The organism is Pseudomonas sp. 01L34, assembly GCF_056400265.1.
Window position 1 is genome coordinate 448,373 of the sequence record NZ_JBFTSX010000001.1, and the last position, 21,332, is coordinate 469,704.

Genomic DNA, 21,332 nt, shown 5'->3' on the forward strand with positions numbered 1-21,332 from the left:
AGGCTCGGGCCGCGTTCGGACGATCTTTTGATCTTGATTAAAGCCCTTGCTGCAACGCCGGATCATCCGGATTGAGCTGCTCGAGCTGCGCCAACAGGATCTGTACGTTCTGCAGCTGCCCGCTTTCCTTCCAATAGTTGATCAACAGCACGCGCGCCTTGCGATCGGCCGGGTGGCGCTGGACGATTTCCTGCAGCTGTTTCTGCGCGGCCTCCAGCTCTTGTTCACCATGCAACGTGGTGGCCAGGTCGTAGCGGTAATCCTTATTGTCGGGTTCAAGCTCCACGGCTTTGGACAGCCCGAGCAAGGCGAACTCACTTTGCCCGTGATGCAGCAACCAGAGCCCCAACGCATGTTGCAAGTAGGCCGAATCGGGCTGGGCCTTTAACTGCTTCGCCAACAATTGCTGGGCGGCATCGCTTTGGCCCAGTCGATCCAGCACGTCAATCTGCATCACCAGTGCCGGCAAGTTGCCGGGCGCCAGTTGCAACGTGCGCTCCAATGCCTGCTGCGCGTCCTTCAGTTCGGCATTATGCAAATGCAGGCGCGCCAGTTGGTACTGGGTGTCGGCGCTTTCCGGCTGCTGCTTGAGGACCTGCTCCCAAGCGTCAATGGCTTGCTCCAGGGGGCCGAAATACAACCCCAGCTCATCCGGAGACAGCCCCAGCAAGGCGTTGACCGCCGCAAACCGGACGCTTGGGTCGCTGTCATCGAGCAAGGGCCCGAGCAACAGACTTCGCTGTCCATTGGGCACTAAACCGCTGATGCTTTTGATCGCCGCGATGCGTACCTCCGCCGATGGATGTTGCAGGTCCGCATCCGCCAGTTTCAAGGCTTGCGGGCTGGGGTAGTTGGGCAGTTCGGCATGTAGCCAGACGCGGCGCTTGTCGGACAGGTCAGGGCGGCCCAATTGCTGGTAAAGAACCCGCGCCGCCCCCGGTTGACCCGTGCGTGCCTGGGTCAGCGCTTCGCTGTAGCCGCGTCGAATTGCCTCCGGCACCACGGGCGTCGTGCTGCGCAAAAAAAACCAGGCAAGGGCGAGGGCAAACAGTGCACAGAGGCTGATGAGCAGATAGCGGCGGGACTGAGGCATGCAGGAATCCGGGAGCTGACAGGCTTTTACAAGGTCACCAGCTTCGGTCAGGCCGGGCTGTGAGTCAAACCCTGGCTCAGTTCAGCACGTAGTCATCGGGCTCAAGGGCCGGTGGCAAGTCGGTTTGCCCCAACGCTGCCAGCACTTCGCGCTCCAGCGTGCGCAAAATCGCATTGCACGGCAGATCGTTCTCATCGAAGCCGAACGGGTCTTCCAGATCGTCGCCAATTTCGTCGAGACCGAAAAAGGTGTAGCTGACAATGGCGGTAATCACCGGTGTCAGCCAGCCAAGAGATTCGGCCATGGCGAACGGCAACAAGATGCAGAACAGGTAGATGGTGCGGTGCAGCAACAGGGTGTAGGGGAAGGGCAGCGGCGTACTTTTGATGCGTTCGCAACTGGCCTGGACCTGACTGAGGCTGACCAGTCGCGTTTCCAGTTGGGTATAACGCCATTCGCTGATCTGGCCGCGTTCGGCAAGGGCCGAGCACCGGACGCCAATCCGCTGCAAGAGCGCGTCAGTGATGTTCGGATGCTCTGCGTCCACGGCATCCTGCGTCCACGGCTTGATGGCGCTCATCTCGTTTTCAACGCGCAGGCGGGCGATCAGGCCATGGGCGAACCCGCAGAGTTCACGCAGCATAAGTTCACGTTCGGCCGCCTCCATCAGCCCCTGGGTTTGACGAATCAACGATCGCACTTCGATGATCAACTGCCCCAGATGCTTGCGGCCCTCCCACCAGCGGTCGTAGCAGGCATTGTTGCGAAAACTCATGAAGATCGACAACGACAGACCCAGCAGGGTGAACGGCGTGGCGTTGACCTTGGAGAAATACGCCGGGTGCCAGATCTCCACCAGCACGATTACCGACGCCAGCAGGGTCACCAACAGACTGCGCAAGGCAATGCGCTTGGCAATCGAGCCTTTAAGGGAAAACAACATGCCGAGCAGATTCGGCTTGGGACGCACAATCATGGGCAGGGGCTTTATAGAGAGAGTGACGCTTTCGCAGCGATTTCAGCCTAGGGGCATGGGGGGATCCTGTCCAATCGCTTTGGCTGACGAAGTGATCGACAGGCTCTATCGACGCAGGCGTGTCCATCGGCGAAATGGCCTACAGGTCTTGTCGACATTGAAACTCGTCGAAGCAAGGAAGCAATGACTACGCTTGCAGGAGACCACTCGATGAGCGCTCCCATGCAACCGCTGCTTCAATACTTCAAGGCGATTCTCAACCCCGGACGCGAGGTGCTGCTGTTTGCCCTGAGAACCATCGTGGCGGGGCTGCTGACGCTGTACCTGGCCTTTGTGTTCGACCTCGACCAGCCCAAGTGGTCGATCATGGCGGTGATCATTGTCAGTCAGCCATTGGGCGGCATGGCCCTGGCCCGAAGTTTCGGCCAGATCATCGGCACCACGTTGGGCGCGGCAGTCGCGGTGTTGATCATGGCCATTTTCCCCCAGGCGCCGCTGCCCTTCATCATCACCCTGGCCTTGTGGTTGGCGCTGTGTACCGCCGGCGGCACCTTGTTGCGCTACACCAGTTCCCAAGCGTTTGTCCTGAGCGGTTACACGGCGGTGGTGGTGGCACTGCTGGCGCAACCCGATCAGGAGGGTACGTTCCTGCTGGCAGTCACTCGCGTGACAGAAACATTGCTGGCGGTGGCCTGCGTGTGCGTTGTCAGCCTTCTGACGGCGCGACCGGAGGCGGTGGCCAAGGGTTACTTCGCCAAGATCGATCAAGTGATCAAACTGCTCGCGACTCACGCGGCAGCGGTGATTCGAACCGAGGAAAGCGAGGCCGATTTCCACAAGCGGCAAATGCAACTGTTGGGCGAGATCAGCGCCCTTGAAGGGCTGCGTCGACATTTGTACTTCGATGCACCACGGTTGCGCAGTTCCAATAGCCTGGTGCAATTGCTTGGCAATCAACTGGTGCTGCTGACTTCGCGCCTGACGGCTTTGCGTCACCAGCGGCAATTACTCACCGAACGTTGGGAAGGCGCGCTGCCGGAAGAGATACAGCGTTTGCGCAGCGAGGAACTGGCATTCCTTGATGAGCTGGCCGTGCAAGGTCGCTCATTGTCGATTGAGGCGCGGCATCATTTTTTGACGCTGCAACAGCGTTTCGATGACCAGGCCTACAAGGCCGAACAACTCACCGAGACGATGCCTGCCACGCTGCGTTCATTGGCCTGGGCACTGCGCTGGGAGCAGGCACGGATGTTGGAGCAACTGGGGCAGATTCTGGAACTGAGCGACGCGATCCAGGAAGGACGGGAAGCCAGTTGCGTGTTCCGCGGCCAGGACAACCCGTTGCATCTGGACTTCATGTTGGCAGCAATGAACGCAGTCCGGGCATTTACCGCGTTACTGGTGGCGGGGCTGATCTGGATCGAGACTGCTTGGGATGGGGCCCGTGGCGGGATGATTGTAGTGGGGATTCTCTGTTCGCTGATGGCGACTTTTCCGCGGCCGTTGCTGGCCAGTCAAAGCTTTGCCAGGGGGCTGGGTCTGGCCTTGGTGGTGTCGGCGTTCTATCTGTTCATGCTGATGCCGATGATCAGTGACTTCGAGTTGCTCGCCTTGTTGTTTGCGCCATTGCTGTACGCGGTCGCGGTGGGGCTGGCCAGTCCGCCAACCACTGGCACAGGCATTGGTCTTGGACTGACGACCATGTTGTTGCTGGGGCCGCAAAACGCAGGAATCGGCCAAAACAATGCCATTCAGTGGTTCGAGTTTGCCGGTGCGTATATCTGCGCGGCCGCGATGGCGCTCAGCGTGTATGCCTTGATCTTCCCGTTCAGGCCCGATTTACGAATGCGCCGGCTGTTCAATGAAAGCTGCGAGCAGGTCTACGCTTTGTTGAAGACGCCGGCCACCGATGAACAGCAATTTGCGTTTGAAAGCCGTATGGTCGATCGCCTGACCATGATGTTGGGACTATTGCCGGCGACCAGCGACAAGCATACCCGCGAGCTGTTCGAAGTCAGCCTCGGGTGCATGGCGCTGGGGGTGGCGTTGAACCAGCTCAGGCAGCAGGGGCAGAGCAATACGTTGTTGAGTACGCAACAACAGAACCGTTTGCTGGCGGCTGTCCGAGAGACAGGGCGATTGATCGCCGGGCGACCCGGGGTTGACCTTGTGCAGTTGCTCGGAAGCTTGCATGTCTTGGGCGATGAAATGGACGACTTGCATCTAGACGTACATGAACACCTGTGGTCGGTATTCAGGATGCGCGTGGCGTTGTTGATCGTGGTGTCGTTTCTGGAGCGCCATCGCAAATACTTTCAACCCGCAGACAAGGAAGGAGTGCCAGCCCTTGCCCATTGATCTGGAAGTGGGGGGCGTCTATCTGCCGCCAATCGCCCAGGCGCTGTTGCTGGCCTTGCCGATTTTTCTGCTGTTGGACTGGACCTTGCGCCGCCTGGGGGTATTGCGATTTGTCTGGCATGAAGCCCTGTTCGAAGGCGCGTTGTATGCCTGCGTATGCGCAACGTTGATTCTGGTGATGGGCGCCTGAGCTGTAATTTCAACTGGGGCCATTAACGTTGAACCGCGCATCAGCTTCTGAGCGGACTCTGTGCGTTGGCGTACAGACTCGTGCCTGTGAATACACTCAATCTGGGCTCTGTCAGATTGCTGGACGCGCTTTGAGCGATAGTCAACCAGCCAGTTTCTTCATGCGTCCGAGGAGATAGCCATGAGCTTGGGCACAATTCTGTTAATTATTCTCATCCTGCTGTTGATCGGTGCGTTCCCGAGTTGGCCGCATAGCAGGAGCTGGGGATACGGGCCAAGCGGTGGGTTGGGCATTGTGGTGATCATCGTCATCGTGCTGCTGCTAATGGGGCGGCTTTGATTGACTGGCGCCGGGCTTGACTGAACAGCGGCATGTTGCTGTTTCGAGCCCCTTGCCGCCTTGTCTGAGGTTCGCTACCTAGCTTGCTGATGAGACCGATGCGCGTCTCGGAACGTTATTTATGCATTCAATCTTCCGCCGGGCACTTGGGCAGCGCGTTCTATCACCCCCCTGGAGTGACCATGCGCCGGTACGGGAGACGCTTTTCGGTATCGAGCGACTTGAGCAGCATGCCGAGAGTCTGGCCATCGCCCAGCAGGTGACACCCAGGCCGCCCACTGTGCTTTCCTTGCATGTATGCCTCGACGACAACGCTTCGGTCCTGCTCGCCGCCTACCGGGCGAGCGCCGCGGAGCTTGAGAGCGGCCACAGCGTGGTGCCCGCCGCCGAATGGCTGCTGGATAACTACCATATCGTCGAGGAACAGATCCGGGAAATTCGCGATGATCTGCCACCTGGCTACTACCGCCAGTTGCCGAAGCTCGCCGAGGGACCGTTCGCTGGCTACCCGCGGGTCTTTGGCCTGGCCTGGGCCTTCGTTGCGCATACCGACAGTCATCTCGACCTCGACATGCTGCGGTGTTTCATCGATGCGTACCAGCGGGTCCAGCCGCTGACCATCGGTGAGTTGTGGGCTGTGGCGATCACTCTGCGTATCGTCCTGATCGAGAACCTGCGCCGACTCGCCGAGCAGATCGACGACGGTCGTATGGCCCGCGCGGACGCCGACGAACTGGCCGATCGTTTGCTCGTACCTGCCAGCGCCCGTTCGGCGCTGGCAGACATCGCCGCGCGTCCGCTCGGGCGGTTGCCCGAGCTGTTCGCCGCTCAACTCGCTAAACGCCTGCGCGACCAGGATCCGCGTACGACCCCGGCGCTGGGCTGGCTGGACGAACGTCTGCAAGCACAGGGTGTTTGCGTCGAGGAGGTGGTGCAGCACGCCCAGCAACGCCAGGGTGCCTCCAATGTCACGGTGCGCAACATCATCACCAGCATGCGGCTGATTTCCGATATTGACTGGGCCAAGCTGTTTGAAAGTGTCAGCCTGGTCGATGCGCGCTTGCGCGCGGGCAGTGCGTTTGCCCTTATGGACTTCCCGACGCGCAACCTGTACCGCAGCGCCATCGAGCAACTGGCGCGTGGCTCGGCTCTCTCGGAACTGGAGGTCGCCGACCGGGCCTTGGAGGCTGCCCGCCTGGCTGAGAGCGCCGAGCAGGGCGAGGAGTGGGGTGGGCGAGCGAGCGATCCTGGCTACCACCTGATCGCCGAGGGACGCCCGGCGCTGGAGCGGGCCATGGGCTTTCGCGCACCTCTGCGCTTGCGCATCAGCCGCTTCAACATTCGCCTGGGCATCGGCGGCTATGTTGGCAGCATTTTCTTGCTGACCACGCTGCTACTGGCGCTAATGGCCTGGGCCTTGGCGGTGCCGTCCGTGGCTGTTGGCTGGATCCTGTTGTTCCTGCTGTCGATGTGCGTGCCGGTCACCGAGGTGGCCACGGCGCTGGTCAATCGCATAGTCACCTGGAGTTCCGGCGCCATTACTCTGCCGGGGTTGGAGTTGTCCGCCGGCGTGCCGCAGGCGCTACGTACGCTGATCGCTGTGCCGACGCTGTTGACCAGCGAAGCCGATCTGTTGGAGCAGATCGAGCGACTGGAGGTCCACCATTTGGCGGGCATCGGCGGCGATCTGGCCTTTGCCTTGCTGGCCGATGGCGTCGATGCGCAGCAAGAGGAGCTCGACAGCGATGCGCATTTGCTGACGGTAGCAACCGAGGCGATCGAACAGCTGAATCGCCGCTATGGGCCTGGGCCCGGCGGCCCGCGCTTCTTCTTGCTCTGTCGGCGGCGCTTGTTCAATGCCCGCGAGCAGTGCTGGATGGGCTGGGAACGCAAGCGCGGCAAACTGCACGAGCTAAACCGCCTGTTGCGTGGGGATGGCGAGACGAGTTTCATGTCCATCTTCGGCGAGGCACCGAAAGTGCCGGCCGGGGTGCGCTACGTGATCACCCTTGACGCCGATACCCGCCTGCCGCGGGAGGCGGCGCTGCGGCTGATTGGCAAGATGGCTCACCCATTGAACCACCCACGTTTCGACGCCGCGCTGAAGCGCATTGTCAGCGGCTACGCGATCCTCCAGCCACGGGTCACGCCCTCTCTGCCGCTGGGCGGCGAGGGCTCCTTTTACCAGCAGGTGTTCTCCGGTCCCGGCGGCATAGATCCCTACGCGTCGGCGGTTTCGGATGTTTACCAGGACCTCTTCGGCGAAGGTTCCTACACCGGTAAGGGTATCTATGATGTGGATGCCTTCGAAGCCGCGCTCGGTGGCCGGGTCGGCGACAACCGGCTGCTCAGTCATGATCTATTCGAGGGCATCTTCGCCCGCGCCGGCCTGGCCTCGGATGTCGAAGTGATCGAAGAATCCCCGGCGCGCTTCGATGTCACCGCCAAACGTCTGCACCGCTGGACGCGCGGCGACTGGCAATTGCTTCCTTGGGTATTCGGGCACTGGAGGGGGGCTCAGGCGGTACCGCCGATCGGCCGCTGCAAGATGCTCGACAACCTGCGTCGCTCGTTGTTCGCGCCCTTCGCCCTGGCCAGTCTGGTGTTCTGCTGGTGGCTGCCGTTGCCGCTGGCGCTGCTCGCTACACTGTTCGTGCTGGCGACCCTGATGATTCCGGCCCTGCTGCCAACCGTCTGCTCCCTGCTGCCGCAGCGGCGCGGCATCCGTCTGCGCAATCACTTCGGCATGTTAGGTGCCGACCTGCGTCGCGCGGCTCTGCAGATTGTGCTCTCGCTGGCCTTTTTGGCGGACCTTGCATGGCGCATGGGAGACGCTATCGGGCGCACCTTGGTGCGGATGTTCTCCAGCCACGATCACCTGCTCGAATGGACCACCGCCGCGCAGGCCTCCGGCTGCCCTTTACCAGACCTGCGCGGCAGTTACCGGCAGATGGCTGGTGGCACCGCGCTTGCGCTGCTGATGAGCGCCGCCGGGCTGGCCTTCGCGCCCAGCTCCTGGCCGTTAGTCGGGCCACTAGCGTTGCTCTGGTTGGCGGCGCCGGCGCTGGCTCTGCTGAGCAGCCGGCCATCGAAGGTCGCCCGCCAGCGCACGGCTTCGCCGCTGGACGCGCATGCCCTGCGCTTGACCGCGCGACACACTTGGCGTTTCTTCGAAACCTTCGTTACAGCGGAGGATAACCTGCTGCCGCCGGACAACTTCCAGGAACAGCCCAAACCGGTACTCGCACATCGCACCTCGCCGACTAACATCGGGCTCTATCTGCTCTCGGCAGTCGCTGCCCGCGACTTTGGCTGGGCCGGCAGCATTGAGACGCTCGAGCGCCTGGAAGCGACCATGGCAACCCTGGAGAAGCTACCGCGCTATCGCGGGCATTTTTTCAACTGGTATGCGACCCAAGACCTACGAGCCTTGCATCCGGCCTACGTGTCGTCGGTCGATAGTGGTAACTTCGCCGGGCACCTGATCGTGCTCGCCAACGCTTGCGATGAGTGGCGGGAAAGCCCGTTGGCGCAGGAGGCCTGTCGCGGCCTGATGGACGACCTGTGGCTGGTCCAGGAGGCCATCGCCGGGCTGTCGGGTGCGGGTGGCGAGCCGCTGCGGCAACTGCGCGACGATCTGGAGGAAGTCCGCGTCCACTTGGCGGGGCTGCAAGCATTCGACGGACTGCTGCCGAGTCTGAAGCGGCTGACCGAGAAGGCCGCCAAGGTGGCCGTCAGGGTCGTTCCGGTCGGCGAGGGTGATGACCTGCTGTTCTGGGTCGAAGCGCTGCGCAAGGCAGTGGCCGAACACCTGCGCGACCGCACGTTGCCGGACGAGGCGCGGTCTACATTGGCGCAGCGCTTGCAAGCGCTCGCCGATATGGCCCGGGCGATGGCTGGGGCGATGGACTTCAGCTTCCTGCTCGACCCCGAACGAAAGCTGCTGTCGATCGGCTACTCCCAGACCGATAATCGCCTCGATCCGAGCTGCTATGACCTGCTCGCCTCGGAAGCACGACTGGCCAGCCTGTTCGCCATTGCCAAGGGGGATGTCCCGACTCGTCACTGGTTCCACCTCGGACGCATCGCAACGCCGGTCCCCGGCGGCTCGGCGCTGATCTCCTGGTCCGGTTCGATGTTTGAATATCTGATGCCGTCGCTGGTGATGCGCGCGCCGGCCGGCAGCCTGCTGGAACAGAGCACTCGTCTGGTGGTGGCGTTACAGGAAGCCTACGGCCGTTCGTTGGGCATCCCCTGGGGGATCTCGGAGTCCGCCTATAACGCCCGTGACCTGGAATTCACCTACCAGTACTCCAACTTCGGTGTGCCCGGGCTTGGCCTCAAGCGCGGGCTGTCCGAGAACGTGGTGATCGCGCCCTATGCGACCGGTCTGGCGGCGATGATCGATCCGCAGGCAGCGCGCCGCAATTACGAGCGGCTGGCCGGGATGGGCGCGCAGGGCCGCTATGGTTTCTACGAGGCGCTGGACTTCACCCGCTCACGGCTGCCGGATGACGAGAATGTGGCGATCGTTCGCTGCTTTATGGCCCACCATCAGGGCATGACCATCGTTGCCATCGCCAATGCCTTGCACGATGGCAGGATGCGCTGCCGTTTCCACCGCGAGCCGATGATTCAGGCCTGCGATTTGCTACTGCAGGAGCGCGTGCCACGGGACGTACTGTTGGCGCATCCACGAGCCGAAGAGGTGACGGTTTCCGCGACCGAGGGCCGCAGCGAAACCCTGCGGCGCATCGATGCGGGAGGCGGCGGCGCGCCGATCACCCATCTGCTCTCCAATGGCCGCTACGCGCTGATGCTCACCTCGGCAGGCGGCGGTTACAGTCGCTGGGGGGATATCGACGTGACGCGCTGGCGTGAGGATGCCACCCGCGATGACTGGGGCAGCTTCATCTTCCTGCGTGACACCCAGAGTGGGGAAGCCTGGTCGGCGACGCTGCAGCCCAGTGGCCGCGACGTTGAAAACGGCGAGGTGCTGTTCCACGAGGATCAGGCCGAGTTCATTCATCGCCAAGGCTCGCTGGTCACCAGCCTGGAAGTACTGGTGTCCGGCGAGGACAACGGCGAAGTGCGGCGAGTTTCGCTGGTCAACAACGGGCGCAGGCCACGCGACATCGAACTGACCTCCTATGCCGAGGTGGTCCTGGCGACTCGGGCCGCTGACAGCGCGCATCCAGTGTTCTCGCGAATGTTCGTGCAGACTGAATACCTTGCCGAGTTCACGGCACTGGTCGCCACTCGCCGCCCGCGTGGACCGGAGGAAACGCCGGTATGGGCGGCGCACTTCGTGGTGGTGGAAGGTGAGCTGATCGCTGATCCGCAATACGAGTCCGACCGCGCGCGTTTCCTTGGCCGCAACCGTAGCGTGCGCGAGGCGCTGGCGATCACCGGGCATCGGGCGCTGTCGAACAGCCAGGGGACGGTCCTCGATCCGATCTTTTCCTTGCGTCAACGTCTGCGGGTTGGGCCCGGCAAAGTTGCGCGGGTAGCCTTCTGGACGGTGGTCGCAAGCTCGCGAGAGGAATTACTGGATCTGATCGACAAGCACCATGAACGCAATGCCTTCGAGCGCGCCAAGACCCTGGCCTGGACCCAGGCCCAGGTGCAATTGCGCGACCTTGGCATCGACTCCGAGGAGGCGGCGGACTTCCAGCGCCTGGCCGCGCCGATTCTCTATGTTGACCCACGTTTTCGCGCTTCGGCGCCGGCCATCATACGAGGGGCGGGGTGCCAGTCGGGGCTATGGCCGCTGGGGATTTCTGGTGATCTGCCGTTGGTTCTCTTGCGCATCGACGAGGTCGAGGACCTCGCCCGGGTCCGTCAGTTGCTGCGTGCCCGTGAATACTGGCGGATAAAGGGCCTGCACGTCGACCTGGTCATCCTCAACGAACGGGCGTCGTCCTATGTGCAGGACCTGCAGGAGGCGATAGAAACCGCAGTACGCAGCACTCAGTCTCGCCTGCACTTTGGCGAGGAGCGCAGGCGCGGTGCGGTCTACACATTGCGCACCGACCTCATGACCGTAGAAACACGGGCGTTGCTGCAGGCCGTGGCGCGAGTCGAGTTGATCGCCCATCGTGGTTCCATTGCAGACCAGCTCGAGCGCCTGCCAAAGCCTGCGCCGCGCAACTGGCTTGCCGCCCGCCAGCCTCCGTCAATGCCAGTGTGGCCGTTGCCGGAGGCACCGGTCGGGGATGACGGCCTGGAGTTTTTCAATGGCCTGGGCGGCTTTGATCGCAACGGGCGGGAATACCTGATCACGCTTGAGCGCGACCAGACGACGCCCGCGCCGTGGATCAATGTGATCGCTAACCCGGCGTTCGGCTTCCAGGTTTCGGAGCACGGCAGTGGCTACACTTGGGCCGAGAACAGCCGTGAAAACCAACTCACCCCCTGGTCCAATGACCCGGTCGCTGACCCGGGGGGCGAGGCGCTGTATATCCGCGACGAGGAAAGTCACCAGCTTTGGAGCCCTACCGCGCAGCCGATCCGCGACGACGGCGTCTACCGCGCTGCGCACGGCTTCGGCTACAGCCGCTTCAACCATTCGGCACACGGCATTCACACGCAATTGCTGCAGTATGTGCCGCTGGACGACCCATTGAAAATTTCCCGACTGACCCTGCGCAATCTGTCCGGGCGGCCACGTCAACTGTCGGTGACGGCCTATGTGGAATGGGTGCTCGGCACCTCGCGCGGGACCGACGGGCCGTTCATCCAAACGGAGATCGACGCCGCCAGCGGCATGCTGCTGGCGCACAACCCATGGAGTATCGCCTTCCCGGGCCGTGTGGCATTTGCTGATCTCGGCGGCCGGCAAAGCGCCTGGACCGCCGACCGCCGCGAATTCCTCGGTCGCCATGGCGGGCCGGCGGCGCCTCGGGCGCTGCTCGGTAGAGCTCCGTTGTCCGCGGCCTGCGGTGCCGGTCTGGACCCATGCGCGGCGCTGCAGTGCGTCGTCGAGCTGGCCCCCGGCGAGTCTGTCGAGGTGCTGGTTTTGCTGGGGCAGGCCGTATCGACCGATGCTGCCCGGGAGATGGTTCTGCGTTACCGCGAGCGTGACCTGGACGAGGTACTTGCAGCGGTCAAACGGCACTGGGACGAAGTGCTCGGTGCAGTGCAGGTACGCACGCCCGACCGCGCCCTGGATATCCTGCTTAACGGTTGGCTGCTCTACCAGACTCTGGCTTGCCGCATCTGGGCTCGTTCGGCGTTCTACCAGGCCAGCGGTGCCTATGGTTTCCGCGACCAGTTGCAAGACTGCATGGCACTGGCATTCGCACACCCAGCGCAAACCCGGTCTCATCTGCTGCGTGCTGCCGCCCGGCAGTTCGTCGAGGGCGATGTGCAGCACTGGTGGTTACCGCATTCGGGGCAGGGGGTCCGTACGCGGATTTCCGATGATCGTGTCTGGCTGGCCTTTGCCTGCGCCACCTATGTCACGTCTTCCGGGGATGCCGGGGTGCTGGACGAGAGCGTGCCGTTCATCGAAGGGCGGCAGTTGCTCCCCAGCGAAAGCGACGCGTTCTTCCAGCCGATGCCCGCGGACGAGTCGGCTTCGCTGTTCGAACATTGCGCCCGCGGTCTCGACCAGTGTCTGACGCTGACCGGTGCCCAAGGCTTGCCGCTGATCGGCAGCGGCGACTGGAACGACGGTATGAACCGGGTTGGCGTGGGCGGGCAGGGCGAGAGTGTCTGGCTCGGCTGGTTGCTGTTGAGCACCTTGAACAGTTTTGCGCCTTTGGCCGACGGCCGCGACGATCAGCGTGCCAAGCGGTGGCGGGCGCATGCGGGGTTGCTGCGCAAAGCGTTGGAGCGTGAGGCCTGGGATGGCGACTGGTATCGCCGGGCGACGTTCGACGATGGTACGTGGCTCGGCTCGGCGGCGTGCGAGGAATGTCGGATCGACTCCATTGCGCAGTCCTGGGCGGTACTCTCAGGTGGCGCCGATCCCGCCCGCGCGAGGCTGGCGATGGCCTCGCTGGAGCGTCTGCTGATCCGCCGCGACGACAACCTGGCGTTACTGTTCGCACCCCCGTTCGCGCACACTTCGCTCGACCCCGGCTATATCAAAGGCTACCCGCCAGGCCTGCGCGAGAATGGCGGGCAGTACAGCCATGCGGCGATGTGGACGATCCTGGCGTTGACCCGACTCGGGGAAGGCGATAAGGCCGTCGAGTTGTTCGCGCTGCTCAATCCGATCAACCATGCGCGCACGCCACAGCAGGTCGAGCGCTACAAGGTCGAACCTTATGTGATCGCCGCGGATGTCTATTCCGTTGCGCCGCATATAGGCCGGGGTGGCTGGACCTGGTACACCGGCTCGGCCGGCTGGATGTACCGCGCCGGCGTAGAGGGGATTCTGGGTTTGCGCCGAGAGGGGGCGTTTCTCGTTGTCGATCCCTGCATCCCGCGTCACTGGCCAGGTTTTGAAGCCCGTCTGAGGCTGGACGGCAGCGACTACACGATCAGCCTGAAGTCGGCGGGACGACGTTGCCGGGACCTCGAGCAGGCGCTGCTCGATGGTGTACCGCAGACCTGCGAGCAAGGGGCCGTTCGCGTGCCGCTGGACGGATGTGCGCATCGTCTTGAGCTTGTTCTCTAATGGGTACGCTGGCGCACAGAACTACGTTGCCGATGCGTTCAATCTGGAGGTGTTCAGAAAGTCCTGGATCACAATCGGAGAATCGTCATGCTACAAACAATCGTGGTCGTCCTGATCGTCCTGTGGTTACTTGGGCTGGTAACGTCGTACAGCCTGGGCGGCTTCATTCATGTCCTGTTGATCGTGGCGCTGATTTTGCTGGCGGTCAGTTTCTTTCAGAGCAGGCGCTCATAAGCCTCTTCGGTCCTGCCGATGAACAGGGTTGAGCGCCGCTCGCGGACAGTACAGTCCACACTCGCCGATGAAGCGCTTTTCGATCGCCTGCAGCGTGCCGCCTTGGGTTATTTCCTGCAGACATTGAATCCGTTTAACGGACTGGTGGCCGATACCTCGCGTCCCGGTTCGCCCGTCAGTATCGCGGTGGTCGGATTCGCCCTGTCAGTGTATCCGCTGGCCGTAGATCGGGGCTGGTTGACACGGGCCGACGCGCTGCGGTTCAGCCTCGCCGCACTGCGTTTCTTCCAGGCCAGCGATCAAAGCGGTAGCCCCGGGGCGACAGGATATAAAGGGTTTTATTATCACTTCCTTGATATCCATACGGGTGTGCGGGTTTGGCGCTCGGAACTGTCGATGATCGACACCGCTTTGCTGATCGCCGGCGTGTTGACAGCAAGCCTGTATTTTTGCGCGGATACCGCTGACGAGAACGAGTTGCGGGGCCTGGCCGACTTTCTTTATCGGCGCATCGACTGGCGCTGGGCACAGGACAGTGGTGAGACGATAAGGCAGGGTTGGAAACCCGAATGCGGGTTCCTGCATTACGGCTGGGAGGGCTACAGCGAGGCCATCCTGCTGTATGTGTTGGCGCTCGGCTCGCCAAGCTGTGCCATCGTGGGCGACTGCTACCGGGCATGGACCTCCACCTATCAGTGGGAAAACCTCTACGACCATGACTATCTCTATGCCGGGCCGCTGTTTGTCCACCATTTCTCCCATGCATGGATAGATTTTCGCGGCATCCACGATGGTTTCATGCGTGAGAAGTGCTCGGACTACTTCCAGAACAGCCGACGCGCCGCTTACATCCAGCGTGAGTACGCGCGGCGTAACCCGCAAGAGTTCGCCGGCTACGCTGAAAATTGCTGGGGCTTGTCCGCTTGCGATGGGCCGAGCGATGAGCAGCCGCAGCTGTCCAATGAGCCGCGGCGATTGTTCGGTTATGCCGCTCGTGGCGTACCGTACGGGCCGGATGACGGCACACTGTGCGCCCCCTCGGTGGTGGCGTCGTTGCCGTTTGCGCCGGAAATTGTCCTCGACGCGGTGCGGCATATGATGGAGCGCTACCCGGAAATGTGCGTCGAAGGGCGCTTTTCCAGCAGCTTCAATCCGAGCCTCGCCGATGCCAACGGGCGCGCCTGGGTGTCCCCAGGGCACTACGGGCTCGATCAGGGCATTGTACTGATGATGATCGAGAACCATCGTAGCCAACGGATTTGGGAGCTGATGCGCGCCTGCCCCTACATCCGCGACGGTTTGCAGCGCGCCGGGTTCCACGGCGGCTGGTTGCAGCAACCGCCATTTGCGGGAGCAGGCTGATGACGCAAGACTACGATGGGTCGATCACCACGCCGCAGGATGCTTATGAGCGTCAACGCCTGGCCAGTGTGCATCCGCCGCGCTGGGTCAATCCGCACGCTGCCGAGCGCTACCACTTGGTGATAGTCGGTGCGGGGCCTGCGGGTCTGGGCGCCGCGAAAACCGCTGTAGCGCTCGGCGCCAGGGTGGCGTTGATTGAATGCAGGTTGATCGGCGGCGATTGTCTGAACAATGGTTGTGTACCGTCGAAGGTGATTATCCGGACGGCGCAGTTGTATGCCGAAATGCGCGATGCCCGGCACTATGGCGCGCAAGTGCCGAGCGACATTCAGGTCGACTTCGCTGCCGCGATGGAGCGCGTACGGCGTATCCGCAGTCACCTCAGCGGCGGCGATTCGGCGGCACGATTGAGCGCAATTGGCGTGGATATGTTCTTCGGCGAAGTGCGCTTCACGGGGGCTGATTCGCTGACCGTCGATGGGCAGACCCTGCGCTTTCGCAAAGCCTTGATTGCGACTGGCGCGGCCCCGAATATCCCGCTGATTCCCGGTCTCGCGCAAGCCGGTTACCTAACCAATGTAAACGTTTTCGATCTGACCGAGTTGCCGCGCCGCCTGCTGGTGATTGGTGGTGGCCCCCTTGGCTGTGAACTGGCCCAGGCCTTCTCCCGGCTTGGCGCACAAACCACCATCGTGCAAGACATGCCGCTGTTCCTCGGCAACGAGGAACGGGACGCCGCGCAACTGCTCTCGGATGCCTTCGCTCGCGACGGCATCGAGGTCCGTCTGAACACCCAGGTCGTTGCCGTGCGCGTAGAGGGTGGGCAGAAACTGGTCGACCTGGTCAGCGACGATTACCGCAGTACGGTTGCCGTCGATGCGATCCTCGCCGGCATCGGCCTCTCGCCGAATGTCCAGGGCCTGAACCTGGAAGCCGCCGGTGTCGACTACGACGCCAGTGAGGGAATCCGTGTCGATGACTTCCTGCGCACCAGCAATCCGCTTATCTACGCTGCCGGGGATGTCTGCCTTGAGCACAAGTACACCCATACCGCCCTGGCTTCAGCCCGCATTGTCGTGCAGAACGCCCTGCTGCGCGGTCGCGAGCGGATGAGCCGGCTGGTAATCCCCTGGTGTACCTACACCGATCCGGAGATTGCTCACGTCGGTTTGTATGTGCGTGAGGCCAACCGTCGGGATATTCCGGTGAAAACCTTCACCATTCCCATGCATCAGGTCGATCGTGCGGTCACTGACAGTGAGGAGGAGGGTTTCGTGAAAATCCACGTCAGGGAGCGCACGGACCAGATTCTCGGTGCCACCATCGTCGCTCGCCATGCCGGCGACATGATCAACGAAATCACCCTGGCCATGGTGGCGGGCGTCGGCTTGCGCACATTGGCCCTGGTGATCCATGCCTATCCCACGCAGGCGGAGGCGATCCGCAAGGCCGCCGATGCCTACAATCGTACCCGCTTGCCTCCTCGCGTCAGGTCACGTTTGGCGCGTTGGATGGAGCGCTGAGTCAGTAGCCTGAAGCCGTCCCAGCAGCGCCTTGGCGCGTGCACAGACATTGTCGATGCTGAAGCCGTATTCGCGCAGCAGTACGTCGGCCGGTGCCGAGGCGCCGAAGCGTTCTACCCCGAGCATGTCCCCCCGCGCGCCAATGTAGCGCTCCCAGCCTTGCCGCACACCCAACTCGACCGCCAGCCGCGCGCCGACTGACGGCGGCAGTACCGCGTCGCGCTCGGCCTGCGGCAGGGCCTCGAACAGCTCCCAACTGGGCATCGAGACACAGCGCACGGCAATGCCCTCGCGTTCCAGGCGCTCGCCCGCCGCCAGGATCAAGGCGACTTCCGAGCCACTGGCGAGCAGGATCAGTTCGGGCTCGCTGTTCGCCGCATCGCTCAGCACATAGGCGCCGCGACGCAATCCATCTGCCGGGGCATAGCGGTTGCGATCCTGGGTTGGCAACGATTGCCGGGTCAAGACCAGCAGCACAGGGCGGTCACGGGTGGTCACCGCAACCTGCCAGGCGACTGCGGCTTCATTGGCGTCGGCGGGGCGGATCAGCACCAGATTCGGGATGGCGCGCAGGCTCGCCAGTTGTTCGACAGGCTGATGGGTAGGGCCGTCCTCGCCGAGCGCCAGGCTGTCGTGGGTGAACACATGCACCACGTGCAGGCCCATCAGTGCCGCGAGGCGTAGCGGTGGGCGCATGTAGTCAGAGAAGATCAAGAAGGTCGCACCAAAGGCAATGAAGCCGCCGTGTGCGGCAAGGCCGTTGACGATGGCGCCCATTGCATGTTCGCGCACGCCGAAGTGCAAGTTGCGACCCGCTTTGCTCCAGCCGCCCACGTCAGAGCCTTGTTGATCCGTGCCCGTGGTAGGCGGCGGGTTGAAGTCGCCAAGGCCCTTGAGCGCGGTTTTCGTTGAGGGATCGAGGTCGGCGGAGCCTCCGCTCAATGCTGGCAGACGGGGCGCGATGGCATTGATCACCATGGCGCTGGCGTCGCGCGTGGCCAACCCCTTGGCATCGGTGGGAAACACCGGAATGTCTGCATCCCAGCCCGGCGGCAGTTCCCCGTTCAGGCGCTGCTCCAGTTCATGGGACAGTTCTGCAAAGGCCTTGGTGTAGACGTCCATGCGCATGTGCCAGGCAGCCTCGCTCCGCACCCCGTGTTCCACGGCCTTGCGGAAATGCGCCAAGGCAGCGTCGGGTATCAGGAAGTCCGGCTCGGTGGGCCAGCCCAGCTTCTCCTTGGTCTTGCGCACCTCTTCCATGCTGAGCGGCGAGCCGTGGGCCTTGAAGGTGTCCTGCTCGGGTGAGCCGTAGCCGATATGTGTACGAACGAGAATTAACGATGGCCGCGTGCTTTGCGCCCGTGCCGCCTGCAGCGCGGCATCTATCGCCAATAGGTTATTGCCATCTGCCACCGACACTGTGTGCCAGCCGTAGGCCTCAAATCGCCGCGCACGATCCTCGGAGAAGGTCATGGCGGTGCCGGCGGCCAGAGTAACGGCATTGTCGTCGTACAGGCAGGTGAGCTTGCCCAACCCGAGATGGCCGGCGAGCGAGGCGGCCTCGCTTGCCACGCCTTCCATCAGGTCGCCGTCGCTGACGAGGGCGTAGGTATGGTGGTCGACGACCGCATGACCGGGACGGTTGTAGCGCGCGGACAGTTGCGCCTCGGCCATCGCAATGCCGACCGCGTTGGCCAGGCCCTGACCAAGCGGCCCGGTAGTGGTCTCCACGCCGGGCGTGTGTCCGCGCTCGGGATGCCCTGGCGTCTTGCTACCCCATTGGCGGAAACGCTTGATCTCCTCCAGCGCAAGCTCGTAGCCACTGAGGTGCAGCAGACTATAGAGCAGCGCCGAGCCGTGTCCGGCGGAGAGCACGAAACGGTCGCGGTCGGGCCACTGCGGGTTGCGCGGGTTGAACTTTAACCAGCGCGTCCACAACACATAGGCCATCGGCGCGGCACCGAGCGGCAGACCGGGGTGGCCGCTATCGGCTTTTTGCACCATGTCGAGCGAGAGGAAGCGTAGGGTATCGATGCATTGCTGGTCGAGTTTGCTGGTCATGATGGTCTCTTGGTGAGGTAAAGGGGACTCAGCGCGTCGCGGGTGTTTCGGTTGTGGTCCACATCCATCATCGGGTTCACGTCCCTTTACTCGCGGTTCCCGCTTTGATCCAACGCTCATCAGGTATGTCGTGTATTCCACCAGCAGATAAAAAATGCCCGCCCATGCGCCGGGATTTCTCGTTGAGCCTCTACCCAATCCTGAGCGTTGGCCTCTGCCCATGAGTCGTTTCGAGGTCCTCCTGAATTTCAGCTATAAACTTGCCTATCGCTCGATTGCAATTGAGGCTGGCTGTACTAATTCCCGTAACCAACAGCTCTACTCGACCAGAGACAGGCTCGAATATCAGAGCTTGCAGTGATCCGCTTTGATCGACTCGGCACTCGCAGGACAGGGGACGGAGTGCTGACTCGATGATGTGACGCAACTCAAGCGTGGATAGCATGATGACTCCAGTGAAGACGGTGGACTCGGGAAGGGCGAGTGTTGAACCGTCTCATAGCTGGAGTGTGAGGGACGCCGTCGGGGTGGTCTGTTCGCTAGAACACGCAGGTGCGGGTCAGTAAGACGGTTTTAACGGAACATAGGGCAGCAGGCGCTCGGTTTCTTTTCTGACGACGGCGTAGCACTCGCAACTCAGTTGCTCAAGTGCGGCCCTGTCCAGCACCTTGATATGGCCACGGCTGTATTCGATGACGCCCAGGCGTTGCAGTTTGCCAGCGGCATCGGTCACGCCTTCACGGCGTACGCCGAGCATGTTGGCGATCAACTCCTGGGTCATGATCAGTTGATTGTCTTGCAGGCGATCGAGAGACAGCAGCAACCAGCGGCACAATTGTTGATCGATCGAGTGGTGGCGGTTGCACGCGGCGGTCTGCGCCATTTGGGTGATCAACGCCTGGGTGTAGCGCAACATCAGCAGGAGCATCTCCCCGTGGCGATTGAACTCATCCTTGAGTCGCTGGCTGGGTAACCGAAAGGCATGCCCGGCGCTCTGTACGATCGCCCGGCTTGGTGTGCTTTCACCACCCATGAAGACGGCGATGCCGATCAAGCCTTCATTGCCTACCACTGAAATTTCCGCCGATGCGCCGTTTTCCATCACATACAGTAAGGACACGATGGCGTCGGTGGGGAAGTAGACGTGCCGCAGGACATCCCCGGATTCGTAGAGCACCTTGCCGAGCGGCAGGGTGATCAGTTCGAAGTAGGGCAACAAGCGCTCCCTCGATTGTGCAGGAAGGGCCGCCAGAAGATGGTTCTGTTGTGGCTTGGGTGTATCAAACATATCAGCCAGCATCCGAGGTTGAGACTTCCAATACCTAAAGATTAATCCATGGCGCACGCCGTACGCTGCCATATGGGGCCGTCCGTCGGTTTTGCCGGCACATTCAATTCGGGCCAGGCCCTTGGACGGCCGTCGAGGATTGGCGGCTCCATAGGCTCCTTGTCATCTTTCAGGCCTTTGAAGAGCGGCGTAACGGAGGAAGACGATGCGAGCGCTTCGATCAGGCGTGAGTGCTATTAAGTGCAAAGAAGCGTCAATGGCTCACCAGCGGCAACATCACCACGAACTCACTTCCCTTACCATTACCCTCGCTCGTGGCGGTGACCTTGCCACCGTGCGCTTCGACCAGCTCCCGAACGACGGTCAACCCGATGCCCAAACCGGAGCCGTTGAAACCTATGGCGTGTTCGTCTTGAACATAAGGGTCAAAAATAAAAGGGAGTGCTTTAGCCGAAACGCCGATTCCATTGTCGGAAATACTTATCTTCAGAACGTCGGCCTCTACCGTGGCAGACAGCTTGATTCTGCCTTCGGCCGGAGTGTACTTGGCCGCATTCGCCAGTAGATTGTGAAGAATCTGAGCGAGGCGTCCTGAATCACCATTCACCATCAAGGTGCCATCTGGAAGATGGACATCGAACTGCTGCTGTTGGGCGATCATCACAGGACCACACGCATCAACAGCCTCAATCAGAATTTGCATCATGTCGACATCGCGGCGATTGATTCGCAGCTTGCCCGTGCTGGCGCGGGAGACGTCGAGCAGATCGTCGACCAGCTGTGAAATATGCTGTACTTGACTCTCAATCAACTCTCGCATTCGCGGCAGTTGGTCGCTAGGCAGTCGAACCATACGCTCTGCAATCATGCTGATAGGTGTTAACGGATTTCGCAGCTCATGGGCCACCATCGCCAGTACGCTTTTCTGCTGGCTCAATGCGCGCTCGGCTGTAGCTTGAAGGTCTTGAGCGCTGAGCGCAGCCATTACCAGTTGCGCATTAGCCTCGCGCAATTGCTGGTACAAACGCTGCTCCTCCAGACGAGGGGGGGTACAGCGTCTGATTGCGCCAAGAGTATCGCCAGTACCAGCTGCTGATTGGCCTCGATCACTTGCTCGACCTGCTGGGTATCTGCCAACCGGCTGCTGGCGTCGCTCAACTGTTTTTGCAGTGCTGCCAGTACGGCGCGCGCTTCAACAGTTTTTTGTCCAAGCAGGAAGAGTTCGTGAGCAGCATTGGCCATCTCACGTTCCTTCTTGCCACCGGCTTTACTCATGAGTCGG

General features: G+C 61.9%; 14 protein-coding genes. 7 read left to right on the forward strand and 7 right to left on the reverse strand.

What is annotated here, in order from left to right:
- Positions 1-37 precede the first annotated feature (37 nt).
- On the reverse strand, positions 38-1,093 hold the full coding sequence (locus AC1DQM_RS02005; RefSeq protein WP_192350583.1) for a tetratricopeptide repeat protein: 1,056 nt from the start codon (positions 1,091-1,093) through the stop codon (positions 38-40).
- Positions 1,094-1,169: 76 nt separating this feature from the next.
- Complete coding sequence (locus AC1DQM_RS02010) at positions 1,170-2,069, reverse strand: bestrophin family protein (protein WP_111453630.1); 900 nt, start codon at positions 2,067-2,069, stop codon at positions 1,170-1,172.
- A gap of 210 nt (positions 2,070-2,279) precedes the next feature.
- Between AC1DQM_RS02010 and AC1DQM_RS02015 the strand changes: the two genes are divergently transcribed.
- The 7 genes from AC1DQM_RS02015 to AC1DQM_RS02045 all read left to right on the forward strand — a co-directional run bounded on the left by AC1DQM_RS02015 (position 2,280) and on the right by AC1DQM_RS02045 (position 16,701).
- Positions 2,280-4,427 (forward strand): FUSC family protein, encoded by a 2,148-nt coding sequence (locus AC1DQM_RS02015; protein ID WP_477745777.1) that lies wholly within the window; start codon positions 2,280-2,282, stop codon positions 4,425-4,427.
- Positions 4,417-4,617: a DUF1656 domain-containing protein gene (locus tag AC1DQM_RS02020; protein ID WP_008026537.1), complete on the forward strand. Its 201-nt coding sequence runs from the start codon at positions 4,417-4,419 to the stop codon at positions 4,615-4,617. Before AC1DQM_RS02015 ends, AC1DQM_RS02020 begins: the two co-directional genes overlap by 11 nt.
- A 180-nt stretch (positions 4,618-4,797) precedes the next feature.
- A complete protein-coding gene (locus tag AC1DQM_RS02025) occupies positions 4,798-4,956 on the forward strand; it encodes a DUF3309 family protein (RefSeq protein ID WP_105341824.1) in 159 nt (52 codons plus the stop codon).
- Between the two features lie 121 nt (positions 4,957-5,077).
- Positions 5,078-13,582 (forward strand): glycoside hydrolase family 94 protein, encoded by an 8,505-nt coding sequence (locus AC1DQM_RS02030; protein ID WP_477745778.1) that lies wholly within the window; start codon positions 5,078-5,080, stop codon positions 13,580-13,582.
- An 87-nt stretch (positions 13,583-13,669) separates the two neighbouring features.
- Positions 13,670-13,816 carry a lmo0937 family membrane protein gene (locus AC1DQM_RS02035; RefSeq protein WP_105341819.1) on the forward strand — a complete coding sequence of 49 codons (147 nt, stop codon included), beginning with the start codon at positions 13,670-13,672 and terminating at the stop codon, positions 13,814-13,816.
- Positions 13,817-13,834: 18 nt separating this feature from the next.
- Positions 13,835-15,178 carry a glucoamylase family protein gene (locus AC1DQM_RS02040; RefSeq protein ID WP_111453634.1) on the forward strand — a complete coding sequence of 448 codons (1,344 nt, stop codon included), beginning with the start codon at positions 13,835-13,837 and terminating at the stop codon, positions 15,176-15,178.
- Positions 15,178-16,701, forward strand: coding sequence for a mercuric reductase (locus AC1DQM_RS02045; protein WP_477745779.1), 1,524 nt, complete (start codon positions 15,178-15,180; stop codon positions 16,699-16,701). The genes AC1DQM_RS02040 and AC1DQM_RS02045 overlap by 1 nt, the downstream gene beginning before the upstream one ends.
- Here AC1DQM_RS02045 and tkt read toward each other — a convergent pair.
- The 5 genes from tkt to AC1DQM_RS02070 form a co-directional block, all read right to left on the reverse strand.
- Positions 16,672-18,762, reverse strand: a complete 2,091-nt coding sequence (gene tkt, locus AC1DQM_RS02050; RefSeq protein ID WP_477745780.1) for a transketolase — start codon at positions 18,760-18,762, stop codon at positions 16,672-16,674. The genes AC1DQM_RS02045 and tkt overlap by 30 nt on opposite strands.
- 190 nt (positions 18,763-18,952) lie before the next feature.
- Entirely contained in the window at positions 18,953-19,207 is a 255-nt protein-coding gene (locus tag AC1DQM_RS02055; RefSeq protein ID WP_111453637.1) for a DUF1652 domain-containing protein, read from the reverse strand.
- A gap of 114 nt (positions 19,208-19,321) precedes the next feature.
- Positions 19,322-20,050 carry a Crp/Fnr family transcriptional regulator gene (locus AC1DQM_RS02060; protein WP_111453649.1) on the reverse strand — a complete coding sequence of 243 codons (729 nt, stop codon included), beginning with the start codon at positions 20,048-20,050 and terminating at the stop codon, positions 19,322-19,324.
- Positions 20,051-20,303: 253 nt separating this feature from the next.
- On the reverse strand, positions 20,304-21,074 hold the full coding sequence (locus tag AC1DQM_RS02065; RefSeq protein WP_225602874.1) for a sensor histidine kinase: 771 nt from the start codon (positions 21,072-21,074) through the stop codon (positions 20,304-20,306).
- Positions 21,035-21,325: a hypothetical protein gene (locus AC1DQM_RS02070; protein ID WP_256597082.1), complete on the reverse strand. Its 291-nt coding sequence runs from the start codon at positions 21,323-21,325 to the stop codon at positions 21,035-21,037. The genes AC1DQM_RS02065 and AC1DQM_RS02070 overlap by 40 nt, the downstream gene beginning before the upstream one ends.
- Between the last annotated feature and the right edge of the window lie 7 nt (positions 21,326-21,332).